Here is a 16,016-nt window from a genome sequence, read left to right on the forward strand (position 1 = left end):
GCGGATGGCCGCAGCGAAGTCGAAGGTAGAAAGTCGGTCCAGTTTTCCGGCACTGGCCGGTGACACGCTGTCCGACCAGCGGCAGTATCCGGACAATGTCCAGAGTTTCCGCGCTTCCCGACCTCGATCCCGCATCGCGGGAGGCGCCCGCCGCCGGGCTCGCGCAGCCGCTCGGGGCGGGCGCGGTGACGGCGCTCGTCGGGTTCACCAGTTCGTTCGCTGTGGTGCTGAGCGGGTTGACCGCGGTTGGTGCCACCGCGGCCCAAGCCGCGTCCGGGCTCCTCGCGCTGTGCGTCACCCAGGGCATCGGAATCATCCTGCTCAGCTACCGCTACCGGATGCCGATCACGCTGGCCTGGTCGACGCCCGGCGCCGCGCTGCTCGCGGGCGCGGGCACGATCGCGGGCGGCTGGCAGGCCGCGCTCGGGGCGTTCGCGCTCACCGGAGTGCTGATCGTTATCACTGGGCTGTGGCAGCGGCTGGGGAACCTGGTCGCCGCGATTCCGGTCGAGATCGCGCAGGCCATGCTGGCGGGCGTGCTGTTGCCGATGTGCCTCGCGCCGGTCGAGGCGGTGGCGACCAGCCCGGCGGTGGTGGTGCCGGTGATCGCGGTGTGGTTGGCCCTCCAGCGTTTCGCGCGGCGCTGGGCGGTGATCGCCGCGTTCGTCGTCGCCGCCATCGGCGCCGGGGTGAGCATCGTGGTCGAGCACCGCGAACTCGACCTCGCCGCAATGGCACCGACGGTGGAACTGGCTCTGCCGCAGTGGAATTGGCAAGCCATGATCGGCATCGCCATCCCGCTCTACATCGTCACCATGGCCTCGCAGAACATTCCGGGCACCGCGGTGATGCGATCGTTCGACTATCGGGTGCCGTGGCGCGCGGCGATGACCGTGACCGGTGTCGGCACCATCCTCGGCGCACCGGCGGGCGGTCACGCCATCAACCTGGCCGCGATCAGCGCCGCCCTGTCCGCCGCGCCCGCCGCCCACCCGGACCCCAAGCGCCGCTGGATCGCGGCCTGCACCGCGGGGGTCGCCTACCTGCTGCTCGCGCTCGGCTCCGCGGCACTCGTCACCCTGGTGGCCGCCGCACCGGAGGGAACGTTGGAAACGGTGGCCGGGCTGGCGCTGCTTGCGACGCTCGCGGCGGCACTCGCGGGCGCTCTACGCTCCGAACAGCACCGGGAGGCGGGGGTGATCACCTTCGCGATCGCCGCGTCCGGCGTCGGTTTCTTCGGCATCGGTGCCGCCTTCTGGGCGTTGCTCGCCGGGCTGATCGTGCGCCGGTTGCTGGATACGCGGGCTACATCCGGCTGAGCAAGGTGAGCGGGTCTTCCAGGAAGCCCGCGGTGGTCGCGAGGAAGCGGGCGGCCAGTTCGCCGTCGATCATGCGATGGTCGAAACCGAGGCCGAGGGTGGTCACCCAGCGGACGGCGAGTTCGTCGCGAAAGACCCACGGGCGCTTGCGGATCGAGCCGAGACACAGGATCGCGGCCTCGCCGGGATTGACCAGCGGAACACCGGTGTCGACGCCGAAGACGCCGACGTTGGTGACGGTGAAGGTGCCGCCGCGCAGGTCGGCCGGGGTCGCCGAGCCGGAGCGCGCGGTCTCGGCGAGCCAGCCGATCTCGCGGCACAGGTCGCGCAGGCTCAGCGATTGTGCCTCTTTGAGATTCGGCACGAGGAGGCCGCGGTCGGTGGCCACCGCGATGCCGAGATTCACGTAGTGCTTGGTGACGATCTGCTGATTCGCCTCGTCCCAGTAGGCGTTGACACCCGGGAATTCCGCGATGGCGGCCAGCGTCGCCTTGGCGACCAGCGCCAGCGGCGTGAGCGTCAGTCCCGCAAAGGATTTGGTGGTGCGCAGGTGGTCGAGCAGTTCCATCGACGCGGTGCAGTCGATGGTGACGAAGACACTGGCCTGCGGAATCGTCCGCGCGCTCGCCACCATGGCCGCCGCGGTGCGCTTGCGTATGCCGGTGATCGGCGCCCGCTCCTCGCGCACCGCCGGACGGATCACGCCGGCGTTCGGCTCGGTCACCGGCGGCGCGGGGCGGTTCGCGGGCGTGATGTCTGTTGTGGGAGCGGCGGTTCGGGGTTGCGAGACGGGCACGGCGCCGCGCACGTCGTCGACCGTCACCGCCCCGTCCGGGCCGGAGCCCGCGACGAACCACAGGTCGATGCCGAGTTCCTTGGCCAGTTTGCGGGCGGGGGGCGTGGCCGCGGCGCGTCCCTCCGGCGCGGGCCTGCGTCGCCTCGACTCGGCTTCGCCTTCCGGTCCGTAACCGACGAGCACCGACGTGCGGCCGTTGCCTTCCGAGGGTGGCGTCTCGTCGGCTGGGGTCGACGACGGGACCGGCCCCGGTCCGGCGGCGGGCGGCGACTCCACCCGCACCCGAATCAGCGGCGCGCCCACCTCGACCGTCTCCCCCGGCTGGGCGAGCAACTCCTCGACCCGTCCCGCGAACGGCGAGGGCAACGCCACAACGGCCTTGGCGGTCTCGACCTCAGCGATCGTCTGATTCAGCTCGACGCTGTCGCCGACGCCCACCGACCAGGACACCACTTCGGCCTCGGCGAGTCCCTCCCCGAGATCCGGGAGCCGGAATTCCAGAACGTGGCCGTCGTCTTCCACGGGGCGCCTCTCGGATCGGGTCGGCGGTCAGGCGGCGAGCGAACGGTCGACCGCGGCGAGGATGCGATCGGCGTCGGGCAGGTGGTGCTTCTCGAGCTTAGCCGGGGGGTAGGGGATGTCGAACCCGCCGACGCGCAGCACCGGCGATTCCAGGTGATAGAAGCAGCGTTCGGTGATCCGTGCCGCGATCTCGGCGCCGAGCCCCCCGAAGACGGGAGCCTCGTGCACGATGACCAGCCTGCCGGTCTTGTCGACCGATTCCTCGATGGTGTCGAAATCGATCGGCGCGAGGCTGCGCAGGTCGATGACCTCGAGCGAATGACCTTCCTCCGCAGCGATTTTCGCCGCCGTGAGCGCGGTGGCGACGGTGCCTCCGTAGGCGACGAGGGTGGCGTCCGCGCCGGTGCGGCAGACCCGGGCCCGGCCCATCGGCAGCTCCGGCGGTGCGTCGAAGTCGACCTCGCCCTTGTCCCAGTAGCGCCGCTTGGGCTCGAAGAAGATGACCGGATCGTCCAGCGCGATCGCTTGGCGCACAAGGTGATACGCGTCGGACGGATTGCTCGGCGTCACCACACGCAGCCCCGCGGTGTGCGCGAAGTAGGCCTCCGGCGATTCGGAGTGGTGCTCCACCGAACCGATGCCGCCGCCGAACGGGATGCGAATCGTGATGGGCGCGACCACCTTTCCCTTGGTCCGGTAGTGGATCTTGGCCACCTGGGAGACGATCTGGTCGAACGCCGGATAGACGAACCCGTCGAACTGGATCTCGCAGACCGGGCGGTACCCGCGCAGCGCCATGCCGAAAGCCGTTCCGACGATGCCGGATTCGGCCAGCGGGGTGTCGATCACCCGGTTGTTCCCGAAATCCTTCTGCAGCGTGTCCGTCACCCGGAAGACGCCGCCGAGTTTGCCGATGTCCTCGCCCATGAGCACGACCTTGGGATCGTCCTCCAGCGCCCGGCGCAGCCCGGTGTTCAGCGCGTTGGCGAAGGTGGTGATCATGGGCGTGCTCCTTCCGGTCGCGCGGAGGACGCGCCGGGATCGCCGGTCAGGTACTCCGCGTACGCTCGCCGCTGTTCGTCGAGCAGCGAGTGTGGTGTCGCGTAGACGTGGTCGAACAGCTCCATCGGCGCCGGGTCCGGCATCTCGATGGTCGCGGCGCGCAGCTGTCGCGCGACGTCGTCGGCGTGGGCGGCGACTTGCCGCGCCCAGTCCTCGTCGAACTGCCCCTCCCGCTCCAGCAGCCTGCGCACCCGGTCGATCGGATCGCGGCGCTTCCACTCCTCGGTCTCGGCCGCGGCGCGGTACCGGGTGGGGTCGTCGGCGGTGGTGTGCGGACCCATCCGATAGGTGAGCGCCTCGATGAAGGACGGCCCGCCGCCCGAACGCGCCCGCGCCACGGCCTGCCTGGTCACCGCGAGCACGGCGAGCACGTCGTTGCCGTCGACCTGCACGCCGGGCATGCCGTAGCCGTAGGCGCGGCGCGCGATCGGCGTCGCGCTCTGAATCCGCACGGGGGCGCTGATCGCCCAGTGGTTGTTCTGGCAGAAGAACACCACCGGCGCGCTCCAACTCGCGGCGAAGCCGAGCGCCTCGGCGATGTCACCCTGACTCGTCGCGCCGTCGCCGAAGTAGGCGATGGTGGCGATCTCGGCGCCGTCCAGGTTCGCGGCATAGGCGTATCCGGTGGCGTGCAGGCCCTGCGAGCCGACCACGATGTTCGGGTTGGTCATGTTCACCGCGCCGGGATCCCAGCAGGAGTGCGCCGCGCCGCGCCACAGCCTGGTGAGCTCGGTGGGGGAAACGCCGCGGCAGTAGGCGACGGCGGCTTCGCGGTAGCTGCAGAACACGTAGTCGTCGGGGTGCAGCGCGCGCGCCGAACCGACCTGGGCGGCCTCCTGACCGAGCAACGGCGGCCACAATCCCAACTGGCCCTGGCGCTGCAACGCGGTCGCTTCGACGTCGATGCGGCGACTCACCACCATGTCCTCGTACAGCGCGCGCAGCTGATCCGGGCCGACATCGGCGACGAGTGCCGCGTGCCGACGATCGAGAACGCGACGGCCATCGGGCTGGATCAACTGCACCGGGTATGTGGGCCGCTCCGCCATGACCGCTCGCCTCCTCATCCTGTGCCGAGCGCGATATGTGTCCTATCTCACAGCATCCACGAGAAAGCGGTCTGCGCAAGTGACCGGTACACCGATGAGCAGAATGCTCAAATCGGGGGGTCGGGATGGTGTCATACTGCGTTGTATGTCCAGTAAGGAACCCGTCGACGCCACGTTGGACGCCACCGACGCTCGCCTGTTGCTGGAGCTGGTCGCCAATCCGAGGGCGACGGGCGTGGAGCTGGCGAACCGACTCGGGCTGTCCCGCAACACCGTGCAGGCGCGGCTGTCTCGCTGGGAGGCCAGCGGGGTGCTCGGCAGTTTCGAGCGGCGGGTACAGCCGAGAGCGCTCGGCTATCCGCTCGCCGCGTTCGTCGCGGTGGTCGTCGATCAGCACCAATTGGATTCGGTGGTGGACGAACTCGCCGAAGTGCCCGAGGTCACCGAGGTGTGCGGCATGACCGGACTCACCGATCTCACCGTCCGCGTCGTCGCCCAGGACGCCGACGACCTGTATCGAATCGCCGGACAGATACTGAAGATTCCCGGCGTGGAGCGGACCAACATGGCGCTGGTGATGCGCGAGCTGGTGGGGCCGCGGACCGCGCCGTTGCTCGATCGGCTGGCCGGGTCGAGCTGAATCACCGTGCCCGTTACTGTGCGGGTATGGAGATTTCGGGCAAGGTCGCGATCGTCACGGGTGCGGGAGCGGGTATCGGTGCGGCGCTGGCGCGGCGGCTTGCCGAGCGCGGAGCGCGGGTCGTGGTCGCCGACCTGGACGGGGAGTCGGCCGCCGTGGTCGCGGAATCCATTGGTGCGCAGGCGGTATCGGTGGGCGGCGATGTCTCCGACGAGAAGGTCGTGCAGACCATGATCGATCGCGCCGAGGCCGAATTCGGGCCGGTGGACTTGTATTTCGCCAACGCGGGCATCGGCGGCGGTCCCGGACTGGAAAGCACCGACGAGCAGTGGTCGGCCGCGCTGGAGGTGAACGTGCTCGCGCACGTGCGCGCCGCTCGGCTGCTCGTCCCGGGGTGGGCGGCGCGCGGCGAGGGATACTTCGTCGTCACCGCGTCGGCGGCGGGCCTGCTGACCCAGATCGGCTCGGCGCCGTACTCGGTCACCAAACACGCCGCGGTCGGCTTCGCCGAATGGCTCTCGGTCACCTACGGGGACAACGGGATTCGGGTCAGCTGCGTGTGCCCGATGGGCGTCGACACCAAGCTGCTACACGGCGATCTGATCCCCGGCGACGAGGCGGCCGCCGCGATGGCGATCAAGGCGGTCACGTCCGCGGGCGCCGTTCTCTCGCCCGAAGAGGTCGCCGACGTGGTCTTGGCCGGAATCGAGGCCGAACAGTTCCTCATCCTCCCGCACCCGGAGGTGCTGGAGATGTACCGCCGCAAGGGCGCCGACTACGACCGCTGGCTGGCTGGCATGCGCCGGTTCCAGAACGCGCTACGCGGGTAGCGAGGCGGAGGAACCGTCAGTCGGTGACGAGTTCGGCGGCGGCGGTGCGAATGACCTCGGGGATCTCGACCGGCTTGCGTGTCTCGGAGTCCACGTAGACGTGCACGAAGACGCCCGTGGCCGCGAGCTCGAGCGAACCGTCGGCGTCGCGGAAGATCGCCAGGTCGTAGGTGATGCTGGAGCGGCCGAGCCGGGATATCCGCAGGCCCACCTGCAGCTGGTCCGGGAAGCTGATCGAGCCGAGGTACTGGCAGGAGGTCTGCGCGACAACGCCGAGCGCGGGCAGCTCCCTGATGTCGGTGCCCGTCGCGTGCATCAACCAGGCGTTCACCGCGGTGTCGAAATACGAGTAGTACGTCACGTTGTTCACGTGGCCGTAGTGGTCGTTGTCCGCCCACCGGGTCGGCATCGGCCAGAGCACGGGATACTGCTGCGTCACCCGGCCGACGATAGCTCAGCGGGAGCGGCGCCCTGCCGGTGGTCGCGGGGACTGACGCCGAAGTGGCGCTTGAAGGCGGCGCTGAGCGCGAAGGCCGAACCGTAGCCCACCTGACGCGCGATGGCCTCGATGGTGGCGTCCGACTCCTGGAGCAGGTCGGCGGCCAGCGCGAGGCGCCATTCGGTGAGGAAGGCCATCGGCGGCTCGCCGACCAGGTCGGTGAACCGCCGGGCCAGCGCGGCACGCGAGACGCCCACCGCCTCGGCCAGGCTCGCGACGGTCCAGCCGTGCGCGGGATTGTGCTGGAGCAGGCGCAGGGCCTTGCCGACCAGCGGATCGCTATAGGCGTGGTACCAGGCGGGTGCGTCGTTGCGGGCGAACCAGGCGCGCAGTGCGGCGATCAGCACCAGGTCGAGGAGGCGGTCGAGCACCGCGCCCTGGGCCGGCTGATCCTTGGTCGCCTCGTCGGCGAGGATGTCGAGCAGGCGGCTGTCGAAATCGCCGTGCGGCAGCACCGCGATCGGCGGCAGAGCGCGCAGCAACCGCTGACTCGCCGCGCCGGCGGACTCGTAGGTGCCGGTGACCATCATGGTCGCGCCCTCGGGATCGGTTCCCCACTGGCGCACGCCGAGACTCAGTGTCTCGCAAAGGATCTCACCGTCGGGAGTCTTCGTGACCTGGCCGGGGTGGATGATGATCTGCGGCGGCGTCGCCGGATCGTCCGCGACGGTGTAGGGATGCGGGCCGCGGAAGATGGCGACGTCGCCCGCGTGCAGTTGGCGCGGCTCGCTCTTGGCCGAAACCTTGTTCCCCTGAACAGAATTCGACTTGCTGTCCGGCACGATCCACGCGGTGCCTCGGATCATCGAGAGCACGGTGAGCGGCGCCTCGTCCTGGATGCGCAACGACCACGGCGGATCAAGCAGCGAACACATCAGGAACGCACCCCTGGCGCGTGGGCCTTCGAGCAGACTGGCGAGCGCATCCACGTCTTCCACACTAGACGCACACGCATGGTTATAAGCGGCTGAACTATGTTTCGTCTCGGCTCCGGGCGGTGTACTCGAAGCATGAACAACAACGACAGCCGACAGCCCCTCGTCCTCGTCACCGGCGGCACCGGAAAGACCGGCTCCCGGGTCGCGGCCCGACTCCTGGCGGGCGGTCACGCCGTCCGCATCGGTTCCCGTTCCGCGGAGATTCCGTTCGACTGGACCGACCGCGCCACCTGGGGACCGGCGCTCGCCGATGTGGACGCCGTCTACCTGGCTTACCAGCCGGATCTCGCCGCGCCGGGGGCGCCGGACGTCATCCGGGCGTTCGCGGCGGCCGCGAAGACCGCCGGTGTGGGCAAGCTGGTGCTGCTGTCCGGGCGCGGGGAACCGGAGGCGCTCGAGTGCGAGCGGATCGTGCGCGAATCCGGGTCGGCATGGACCGTGGTGCGCTCCGCCTTCTTCGCGCAGAACTTCAGCGAGGGCGCGTTCGTGGACTACATCCTGTCCGGAACGGTCGCACTGCCCAACGGCGACGTGCCCGAACCGTTCGTGCACGCCGACGACATCGCCGATGTGGCGGTCGCCGCGCTGACCGAGCCGGGGCACGACGGCGAGATCTACGAACTCACCGGGCCGCGGGCGCTGTCCTTCGTCGAGGCGACCGCCGAGATCGCGAAGGCCACCGGGCGCGATATCCGGTTCATCCCGATCAGCCGCACGGAATTCGTAGCCGGGCTCACCGAGTACCAGGTACCGGCCGACGAGGTCAGCCTGCTCGACTACCTGTTCGGCACCATCCTCGACGGGCGGAACTCCCCCACCACGGATGGTGTGCGGCGGGCGCTCGGGAGGGAGGCCAAGGACTTCGGTGCGTACGTCGCGGAGACGGCGGAAACCGGGGCGTGGGCCGTGGAGGAGGTCGCTGTGCGCTGAGGGCACGGTTCGGGTCCGTCACAACGACCCGCCCCTTGAAGCCGATGCGAAGGAGGACATCCCAATAGTGATGACGGGCAATGCAATTCGGACAGGAAGGGCTACGACTCGACCAATGCCGGTCGACGCGATCCGCTCGTTCGACGTGGAATAGCGGATGCGGTCCAACTGTTGAACTTGTCAGAAGTGGAATGTGCCCACCCGCGGGCGTGGAGCTCAACGGCGCGCTCCACGCGACCGGACCAGCCCGGGCCGACGATGTCCCGAACCGGCCCCGCGGGTGGTTGCCGAGGGAGTCGGTAGCCCGCCCGATACTCCATCGGCAGGATCAGCGAGCGTCGTCTGTGGCCCTGCTGTCGCGGTGTACCTCGACCGCGGCCGGGGCGACGACGCCCGCCTTCCAGCAGCAGAGGAGCACCGCGACGAGTGGGACGAGCATGGCGGCGGTGAGCGGGACGAGTTCGGTGAGCCAGCCGATGACGGCGGGCCCCGCGAGTAGACCGAAGTAGCCGAGGCCGAAGACGCGGGACATGTCGGTTGCGGCGGTGCCGGTGCCGAGATTGCCTGCGGCGGTGAATATCTGGGGCACGCTGCCGGACAGGCCGAGGCCGCAGAGCGCCCAGCCGACGAGGGTCAGCGGTGTCAAGGGCGACAGCATGATGGTGCCGAGGCCGAGGGCGGCGAGCAGCGTTCCGTAGCGAACCACGGCGACCCGGCCGAACGCGCCGCTGACGCGATCGGCGGCGAAGCGACCCGCGGTCATGGTCACGGAGAACGCGCCGAACGCCAGCGCGGCGGTGGCTTCGTCGACGCCGAGGTGCTCGCGCATCTGCAGGGTGCTCCAGTCGGCGGCGACTCCTTCCGCGAGCAGCACGGCGAACGCGATGGCGGCCAGCGCGAGCACCTTGCGCCCGTGCCCGGGTTCCGGCACCTCGGCCGCGGCCTCGGTGTGCGCCGGGCCGATGACTTCCGAGCTGGGCGGTTCGGGTCGCCGAGGCGCGGCGGGATCGACCAGCAGACGCGGCACGCTCGCGACGACAAGCGCGACACAAGCCGCCGAGGCCAAAACGAGCGTCACCCGCACGTCCCAGCCCGCGCGGAGCGCGGCGGCGCCGAGCAGGGAGCCGAGCAGTCCGCCGCCGGAGAACAGGGCGTGGAACGCCGACATGATCGGACGCCCGTAGGCCCGCTCGACCTGCACCGCCTGGGCGTTCATCGAGACGTCCAGCGCGCCGTTGCCGAAGCCGAAACAGGCCAGCGCCGCCGCCAGCCACACCGGACCGGTCGCGAACCCCGGTCCGAGCACGGCTATCGAGGCGATGAGCGCGGCCGCACCCACCAGCCGCCTGCTGCCGAACCGGTCGGCGAGCGGGCCCGCGATACGCATGCCGACAATGCCCGCGCCCGCCATGAGCAGGATGAACATCCCCAGCGTCGAGTGCGAGACGCCCGTCCGATCGGTGATCACCGGAATGTGCACGACCCACATCGCCAGCAGGACACCGTTCAACCCGAATACCGTGAACACCGCGCCCCGCGCCGCGCGTGTTCGACCATCGACCGTTTTGGCTGGCACCAGTTCGACGGTACCGGCTGCGGTCGAGCGGATACCGCCGACAACCGACTACAGGTACATCCCCGACTCCGGTTCGGGGGCGGTGGCGTCGAGGCGAGGTGCACCGCCTTGCAGGGCAATGAGTTCGGCGAGCGAGAAGCCGTCGTCGGGGATCGGGGCGGGGTGATCGCCGAGCCAGCGCCGCGCTTCGGTCGCGGAGAGGCGGCCGATCTCGAGCTGGGCCAGGCAGCGGCCGGGACGGGTGACGGCGGGGTGCAGGCGGGACAGGTCCTCGTTGGTGGTGATGGCGACGAGCACGTCACGGCCTTGGCCGAGCATCCCGTCGGTCAGGTTCAGCAGACGCGAAAGCCCCTGACCCGCCGAGGCTTTCGCTTCGGCACGGATGAGCTCGTCGCAGTCCTCCAGCACCAGAAGGCGCCAGCGGCGGCGCTCGTCGTCGACCTCGGTGGCGGCCGACATGAGGTACCCGGGCTGACTGAACAGCATGTCCGGGTCCAGCACGCAGTCGACCTGGCACCACGGCTGCCACGCCCTGGCCAGCGCGCGCAGCGCCGTGGTCTTTCCGGTACCGGGCGGTCCGTGCAGCAACAGCAGCCGACCGCGAATATCGTTGGGCGACAGGGCCATCAGCCGATCCAGCGCGGCCGCGGCCGCGTCCGGGTAGTTGCGGCGGATGTCCGGCCAAACCGGTGTCTCGATGTCGCTTTGGCGTCGCCGCGGCCCCTGCTGGGGGTGCAGGTACCAGAACCCCATCTCGATGCCGTCCACCACCTCCGACGGCTCCTCGGCGTCCCGGATCGCTTCGGCCAGAACGTCGTTGGCCAGCTCGTCGGTGACGGCGGTGACCTCGACGACGGCGGAACGGTCGGCCCAACGGTCCGCGCGCAACGTCCAGCCGTCACCGACCACCAGGATCGAGCGACTGTTGTCCTCCTCGATGGCGCGGGCGATCCGCGAACCCGAGGGACGCAGCGGCGCGTCGGCGCGCACGCGTTCGAGCTGCTTCTTGCGGTAGCGACCCTGTTCGCCTTGCACGAACGGGGTCAGCGCGAGCACGTCGAGCACATCGCGCGGCGAGTAGTACGAATCCAGTGCGACGGACCACCGCAGGCTCTCGGCCGGATCGGCCGGCCCCGGCTCGGGCCCGACCAACCGCAGTGGTTCCTTGCGTTCCAACATTCCGCCCATGATCGGCGCGTCGGACCGGCGCCGTCCACCGAATTAACTCCCCGCGGAAACGAAGCGACCCCCCGCTCCACAGGAACGGGGGGTCGCATACCTGGTGCCTTACAGCGCCTTCAGTTCTTCGGTGACCGCACCGACGGACTTCTTGGCGTCGCCGAACAACATCGAGGTGGTATCGGCGTAGAACAGCGGGTTGTCGATGCCCGCGAAGCCGGAGTTCATCGAGCGCTTGAGCACGATGACGCTCTTGGCCTGGTCGACGTTGAGCACCGGCATGCCGTAGATCGGCGAGGACGAGTCCTCGCGGGCGGCCGGGTTGGTGACGTCGTTGGCGCCGATGACCAGGGCGACATCGGTGCGGCCGAACTCGCCGTTGATGTCGTCCATTTCCTTCATCGCGTCATAGGAGACTTCGGCCTCGGCCAGCAGCACGTTCATGTGCCCGGGCATACGACCGGCGACCGGGTGGATGGCGTATTTGACCTCCACACCCTTCTTCTCGAGCAGCTCGGCCATTTCCTTGACCGCGTGCTGAGCCTGCGCGACGGCCATGCCGTAACCGGGAACCACAATGACCTGGTTGGCATACGCCATCTGGATCGCGGCGTCCGCGGCCGAGGTGGCCTTGGCCTGCTTCTGCTCACCGCCACCGGCGCCGGGCGCGGTGCCGCCGCCACCGAAGCCACCGGCGACGATGGCCGGGATGGAACGGTTCATGGCCTTGGCCATCAGGTTGGTCAGGATGGTGCCGGACGCGCCGACGATCATGCCCGCCACGATCATCGCGGTGTTGTTCAGAGCCAACCCGGCTGCGGCGGCCGACAGACCGGTCAACGCGTTGAGCAGCGAGATGACAACGGGCATGTCCGCGCCACCGATCGGCAGCACCACCATCAACCCGAGCACGCCGGCGAAGACCAGCAGGCCAACCATCCAGAACCACGGCGCGCCACCGTCGGCCGCGCCGATGCCGATCACCACGGCCGCGGCGATCGAACCCAGCAGCAGCAACAGGTTCAGCGGCTGCTGCAACTTGCCGAGGCCGATCGGCCGGCCGGGCAGGATCTCCTGCAGCTTGCCGAAGGCGATCAGCGAGCCCCAGAACGACACCGAACCGATGATCGCGGCGAACAGCGAACCGACGATGATGTGCACGGTCGGCTCTTCACCGTGCTTGAAGTTGGAAAAGCCGGTGGTGTCGAGGAATTCGGCCCACGCGATGAGCGCGACCGTGCCACCGCCGACACCGTTGAACGCGGCCACCAGCTGCGGCATCGCGGTCATCTTGGTGTATTTCGCGGGCGGCACACCCAGCACCACACCGAGCACCAGACCGGCCACGATCAGAATCCAGTTGCTGGTGTCGCGCACCGCGATCAATGTCGCGACCACGGCGATGCCCATGCCGACCGCGGCGATCCAGTTGCCGCGCACCGCGGTCTTCGGGCCGGTCAAGCCCATCAGACCATAGATGAACATCGCGAAGGCGACGATGTAGAGAACGTTGACCAGGTTGTCCATAGCTTTACTCGCCCGCCTTCTCAGCGACCGGCTTCTTGGCCTTGAACATGCCCAGCATCCGGTCGGTGACCACGAAACCACCGATCACGTTCAAGGTTCCGAAGACCACGGCAACGAACAGAATGATCTGGATGCCGATCGAAGGGTTCTCCACCCGGCCCAGGGTGACCAGCGCACCGAGCACCACGATGCCGTGAATGGCGTTGGTACCCGACATCAATGGCGTGTGCAGGGTGTTGGGGACCTTGGAGATGACGGCGAAACCGACGAACCCGGACAGCACCAGGATCGCGATGTTCGCCAGGAGTTCGGTATACATCAGTTCACCTCACGAGTGACGCAGGAGTCCGCGAGAACCTGATCCTCGAAGTCGGGGGCGACCTTGCCGTCGACGAGCATCAGTTCCAGCAGGGCCGCGATGTTCTTGGAGTACAGCTCGCTGGCGTGCTCCGGCATGGTCGCGGGCAGGTTCAGCGGCGAAGCGATGGTGACGCCGTGCTTGACCACGGTCTGTCCCGGCTCGGTCAGCTCGCAGTTGCCGCCGGTCTCACCGGCCAGGTCCACGATCACGCTGCCCGGCTTCATGCCCTCGACCGCGGCGGCGGTCACCAGCCGCGGCGCGGGACGACCCGGCACCAACGCCGTGGTGATCACCACGTCGAAGCCCTTGATCGCGTCCTCGAGCGCCTGCTGCTGCTTGGCCTTCTCTTCGTCGGTGAGCTCACGCGCGTAACCGCCCTCGCCCGCGGCGTCGATGCCGAGGTCCAGCCACTGCGCACCGACCGAACGCACCTGATCGGCGACCTCGGGACGCACGTCGTAGCCGGTGGTGCGGCCACCGAGTCGCTTGGCCGTCGCCAGCGCCTGAAGACCCGCGACACCCACGCCGAGCACCAGCACGGTCGCGGGCTTCACCGTGCCCGCCGCGGTGGTCAGCATCGGGAAGAAGCGGGTCGACTCCGAAGCCGCCAGCAGCACCGCCTTGTATCCGGCGACATTCGCCTGCGAGGACAGCGCGTCCATCACCTGCGCGCGCGAGATACGCGGAATCGCCTCGACCGCGAAGGCCTGCACACCGGCCGACTTCAGCGCCGCGATCTGGTTCTCGGCATTGCGCGGGGCAAGGAATCCGATCAGCGTCTGCCCGCCGGACAGCTTGGCCACCTCGGCGTCACTCGGCGGCGCCACCTTCACGACCACCTCGGCCGACCACGGATCGCCGATGGTCGCACCGGCCTCCACGTAGGCCTCGTCGGGAATGAGCGCACCCAGTCCGGCGCCGGCTTCCACGACCACCTCGACGCCCTGCTTCAGCAGCGCCGGAATGATCTTCGGCACCAATGCGACACGCCGCTCGCCCGCGTTGGACTCGCGAACGACTCCGACACGCGCTCCGCGCGGCGACGAGTCGCCAACGTTTTGCGTTGTCTCCACTTGTCAGACTTCCTTCTCGTGCTGGCTGTTGGCCACCGACCGATGTCCGGACGAAGTTACTTTCGAGTAAGTTCGCCAAAAATCCTCGCAACTGTACCCGGCTCGCCGTGAGCGTAGCTGAGATGCCCGTCACAGGACGTGGTCGGATTCCGCCCATATGCCGGATTCGCACCGCCGCGACGCGCCGTGTCGTTGCCTCCGTTCTCCCTGCATCGACGCGAAAAGTTCGACTTCGATGGTCGTCCGCGCAGGTGAGGGCCACAAGATCGAACCTTCCGGTTCGTTGCTTACCCGGACGTCAGCTAACTGGTCAGACGCTCGAGACCGCGGCCGAGAGTGACGGGGGTCATGCTCCGCGGGGGCTTCGGGGTGTTCCGCGCCACTCGTACGCCGTATGGTCGCGGTGTGAACGACTGCGTCTTCTGCCGCATCGTGGCGGGTGAAGCTCCGGCTACCAAGGTCTACGAGGACGAACTGCTGTGCGCGTTCCTCGATATCCGCCCGATCGCGCGCGGCCACACGCTGGTCGTGCCGAAGCGGCACGCGGCGGAACTGGAGGACCTCGACGCCGATCTCGGCGCGGAACTCTTCCGCGCCGGGCACCGGATCGCGCTGGCCATGCGACGCAGCAGTCTCGTCGCCGACGGCGCGAACCTGGTGATGAACGACGGCAAGGCCGCGTTCCAAACCGTCGCGCACGTCCACTTGCACGTCGTCCCGCGCAGGCACGGTGACAAGCTCAGCTTCGCCAAAGGCTTCCTGCTGCGTAGACCGAACGATCCGGAGGGCACCGCCGCCGCCATCCGGGCGGGGCTCGCGACGCTGGCACGCCAGGACGACACCGAGGACGTGGGCACCGAGGAAGGAACGCAGGCATGATCGACCAGACGTTGGACCGCACCGAGCTGACCGCGCTGCTGACCGAGCAGTGGGAGGCCATCGCGGCGCTGGTCGCCGACTTGGACGAAAACCGCTGGCGCACACCGTCGAAGCTGCCCGGCTGGACCGTGTTCGACATCGTCGCGCACGTGGTCGGCACCGAATCGTGGCTGCTCGGCGAGAAGCCGCCGCCGCACGATCCGATGCGCGAGAAGACCGACGTCCGTTCGCTGCCTTACGTCCGCAACGAGACGGCGGTGCTCAACGAGATCTGGGTCGACCGCCTGCGCCCGATGCCAGGCGCGCGGCTGCTCGAGCTGTTCCGCGAGGTGATAGACCGACGGCGCAAGGCGCTGACCGAGATGGACGACGCCGAATGGACGACGCCGACGGTCTCCCCGATCGGCCAGGTTCCCTACGGCCGGTTCATGCGGGTGCGGCTGTTCGACTGCTGGATGCACGAACTCGACATCGCCGACGCGCTGGACGTGCGGGTCGACGAGGGCGGCAGGCGCGGCGAGCTGGCGTTCGCCGAGTTCGCCGGATCGCTGCCGCGGGTCGTCGCCAAGCTCGGCAAGGCGCCCGCCGGGTCGCGGATCACCTTCACGCTGACCGGCGCGCTACCGCGGACCCTGCGCATCGCGGTGGACGAGCGCGCCGCCTTCGTCGACTCGTTCGACGGTCCGGCCGACGTCGAGATCACCATGGACTCGGGGCTTTTCGTGCGGCTGGGCGGTGGTCGGCGCAACGCGGCCGAGCACCTCGACGAGATCACCGTCGCGGGCAACGAAGAGCTGGGTGTCCGTGTGGTTCGCCACCTCGCGTTCACCCTCTGA

Annotated in this window: 16 protein-coding genes; 6 read left to right on the top strand and 10 right to left on the bottom strand. The window is 69.0% G+C overall.

Annotated features, from left to right (window positions below; translation table 11 throughout):
* The first annotated feature begins 95 nt into the window (after nt 1-95).
* Nucleotides 96-1,319 carry a benzoate/H(+) symporter BenE family transporter gene (locus NAM01S_RS20565; protein WP_067787653.1) on the top strand — a complete coding sequence of 408 codons (1,224 nt, stop codon included), beginning with the start codon at nt 96-98 and terminating at the stop codon, nt 1,317-1,319.
* On the opposite strand, the gene NAM01S_RS20570 is transcribed toward NAM01S_RS20565, so the two are convergent.
* The 3 genes from NAM01S_RS20570 to pdhA are packed head-to-tail and all read right to left on the bottom strand — an operon-like array spanning nt 1,306 to nt 4,748.
* Nucleotides 1,306-2,637, bottom strand: a complete 1,332-nt coding sequence (locus NAM01S_RS20570) for a dihydrolipoamide acetyltransferase family protein (protein ID WP_067787655.1) — start codon at nt 2,635-2,637, stop codon at nt 1,306-1,308. The two genes, NAM01S_RS20565 and NAM01S_RS20570, sit on opposite strands and share 14 nt — an antisense overlap.
* Before the next feature lie 27 nt (nt 2,638-2,664).
* Complete coding sequence (locus NAM01S_RS20575; RefSeq protein ID WP_067787657.1) at nt 2,665-3,639, bottom strand: alpha-ketoacid dehydrogenase subunit beta; 975 nt, start codon at nt 3,637-3,639, stop codon at nt 2,665-2,667.
* The gene (gene pdhA / locus NAM01S_RS20580; RefSeq protein ID WP_067787659.1) at nt 3,636-4,748 is read right to left on the bottom strand and encodes a pyruvate dehydrogenase (acetyl-transferring) E1 component subunit alpha; all 1,113 of its coding nucleotides are present in this window, start codon (nt 4,746-4,748) and stop codon (nt 3,636-3,638) included. The genes NAM01S_RS20575 and pdhA overlap by 4 nt, the downstream gene beginning before the upstream one ends.
* Before the next feature lie 145 nt (nt 4,749-4,893).
* Here pdhA and NAM01S_RS20585 point away from each other — a divergent pair, with 145 nt between their 5' ends.
* Together NAM01S_RS20585 and NAM01S_RS20590 are read left to right on the top strand one after the other, a co-directional pair.
* Nucleotides 4,894-5,388 (top strand): Lrp/AsnC family transcriptional regulator, encoded by a 495-nt coding sequence (locus tag NAM01S_RS20585; protein WP_067787660.1) that lies wholly within the window; start codon nt 4,894-4,896, stop codon nt 5,386-5,388.
* 26 nt (nt 5,389-5,414) lie between these two features.
* A complete protein-coding gene (locus NAM01S_RS20590; RefSeq protein ID WP_067787663.1) occupies nt 5,415-6,218 on the top strand; it encodes an SDR family oxidoreductase in 804 nt (267 codons plus the stop codon).
* A gap of 16 nt (nt 6,219-6,234) precedes the next feature.
* Here the strand turns inward: NAM01S_RS20590 and NAM01S_RS20595 are convergent, their stop codons facing one another.
* A complete protein-coding gene (locus NAM01S_RS20595; RefSeq protein ID WP_174554840.1) occupies nt 6,235-6,627 on the bottom strand; it encodes an acyl-CoA thioesterase in 393 nt (130 codons plus the stop codon).
* A 26-nt stretch (nt 6,628-6,653) separates the two neighbouring features.
* Nucleotides 6,654-7,646 carry an AraC family transcriptional regulator gene (locus NAM01S_RS20600; protein WP_067787879.1) on the bottom strand — a complete coding sequence of 331 codons (993 nt, stop codon included), beginning with the start codon at nt 7,644-7,646 and terminating at the stop codon, nt 6,654-6,656.
* Nucleotides 7,647-7,727: 81 nt separating this feature from the next.
* Here NAM01S_RS20600 and NAM01S_RS20605 point away from each other — a divergent pair, with 81 nt between their 5' ends.
* A complete protein-coding gene (locus NAM01S_RS20605; protein ID WP_067787665.1) occupies nt 7,728-8,585 on the top strand; it encodes an NAD(P)H-binding protein in 858 nt (285 codons plus the stop codon).
* Between the two features lie 328 nt (nt 8,586-8,913).
* On the opposite strand, the gene NAM01S_RS20610 is transcribed toward NAM01S_RS20605, so the two are convergent.
* From NAM01S_RS20610 to NAM01S_RS20630, 5 genes are all read right to left on the bottom strand, one after another.
* The gene (locus tag NAM01S_RS20610) at nt 8,914-10,164 is read right to left on the bottom strand and encodes an MFS transporter (RefSeq protein ID WP_067787667.1); all 1,251 of its coding nucleotides are present in this window, start codon (nt 10,162-10,164) and stop codon (nt 8,914-8,916) included.
* A gap of 45 nt (nt 10,165-10,209) precedes the next feature.
* Entirely contained in the window at nt 10,210-11,340 is a 1,131-nt protein-coding gene (locus tag NAM01S_RS20615) for a DUF5925 domain-containing protein (RefSeq protein WP_067787880.1), read from the bottom strand.
* A gap of 108 nt (nt 11,341-11,448) precedes the next feature.
* Complete coding sequence (locus tag NAM01S_RS20620) at nt 11,449-12,867, bottom strand: NAD(P)(+) transhydrogenase (Re/Si-specific) subunit beta (RefSeq protein WP_067787669.1); 1,419 nt, start codon at nt 12,865-12,867, stop codon at nt 11,449-11,451.
* Between the two features lie 4 nt (nt 12,868-12,871).
* On the bottom strand, nt 12,872-13,186 hold the full coding sequence (locus tag NAM01S_RS20625; RefSeq protein ID WP_067787671.1) for an NAD(P) transhydrogenase subunit alpha part 2: 315 nt from the start codon (nt 13,184-13,186) through the stop codon (nt 12,872-12,874).
* The gene (locus tag NAM01S_RS20630) at nt 13,186-14,301 is read right to left on the bottom strand and encodes a Re/Si-specific NAD(P)(+) transhydrogenase subunit alpha (protein WP_067787674.1); all 1,116 of its coding nucleotides are present in this window, start codon (nt 14,299-14,301) and stop codon (nt 13,186-13,188) included. The genes NAM01S_RS20625 and NAM01S_RS20630 overlap by 1 nt, the downstream gene beginning before the upstream one ends.
* A gap of 405 nt (nt 14,302-14,706) precedes the next feature.
* Between NAM01S_RS20630 and NAM01S_RS20635 the strand changes: the two genes are divergently transcribed.
* Nucleotides 14,707-15,180 carry an HIT family protein gene (locus tag NAM01S_RS20635; protein ID WP_067787675.1) on the top strand — a complete coding sequence of 158 codons (474 nt, stop codon included), beginning with the start codon at nt 14,707-14,709 and terminating at the stop codon, nt 15,178-15,180.
* Nucleotides 15,177-16,016: a maleylpyruvate isomerase family mycothiol-dependent enzyme gene (locus NAM01S_RS20640; RefSeq protein WP_067787677.1), complete on the top strand. Its 840-nt coding sequence runs from the start codon at nt 15,177-15,179 to the stop codon at nt 16,014-16,016. Before NAM01S_RS20635 ends, NAM01S_RS20640 begins: the two co-directional genes overlap by 4 nt.

The sequence above is a fragment of the Nocardia amikacinitolerans NBRC 108937 genome (assembly GCF_001612615.1).
In the GTDB taxonomy this organism is placed as follows: Bacteria; Actinomycetota; Actinomycetes; order Mycobacteriales; family Mycobacteriaceae; genus Nocardia; species Nocardia amikacinitolerans.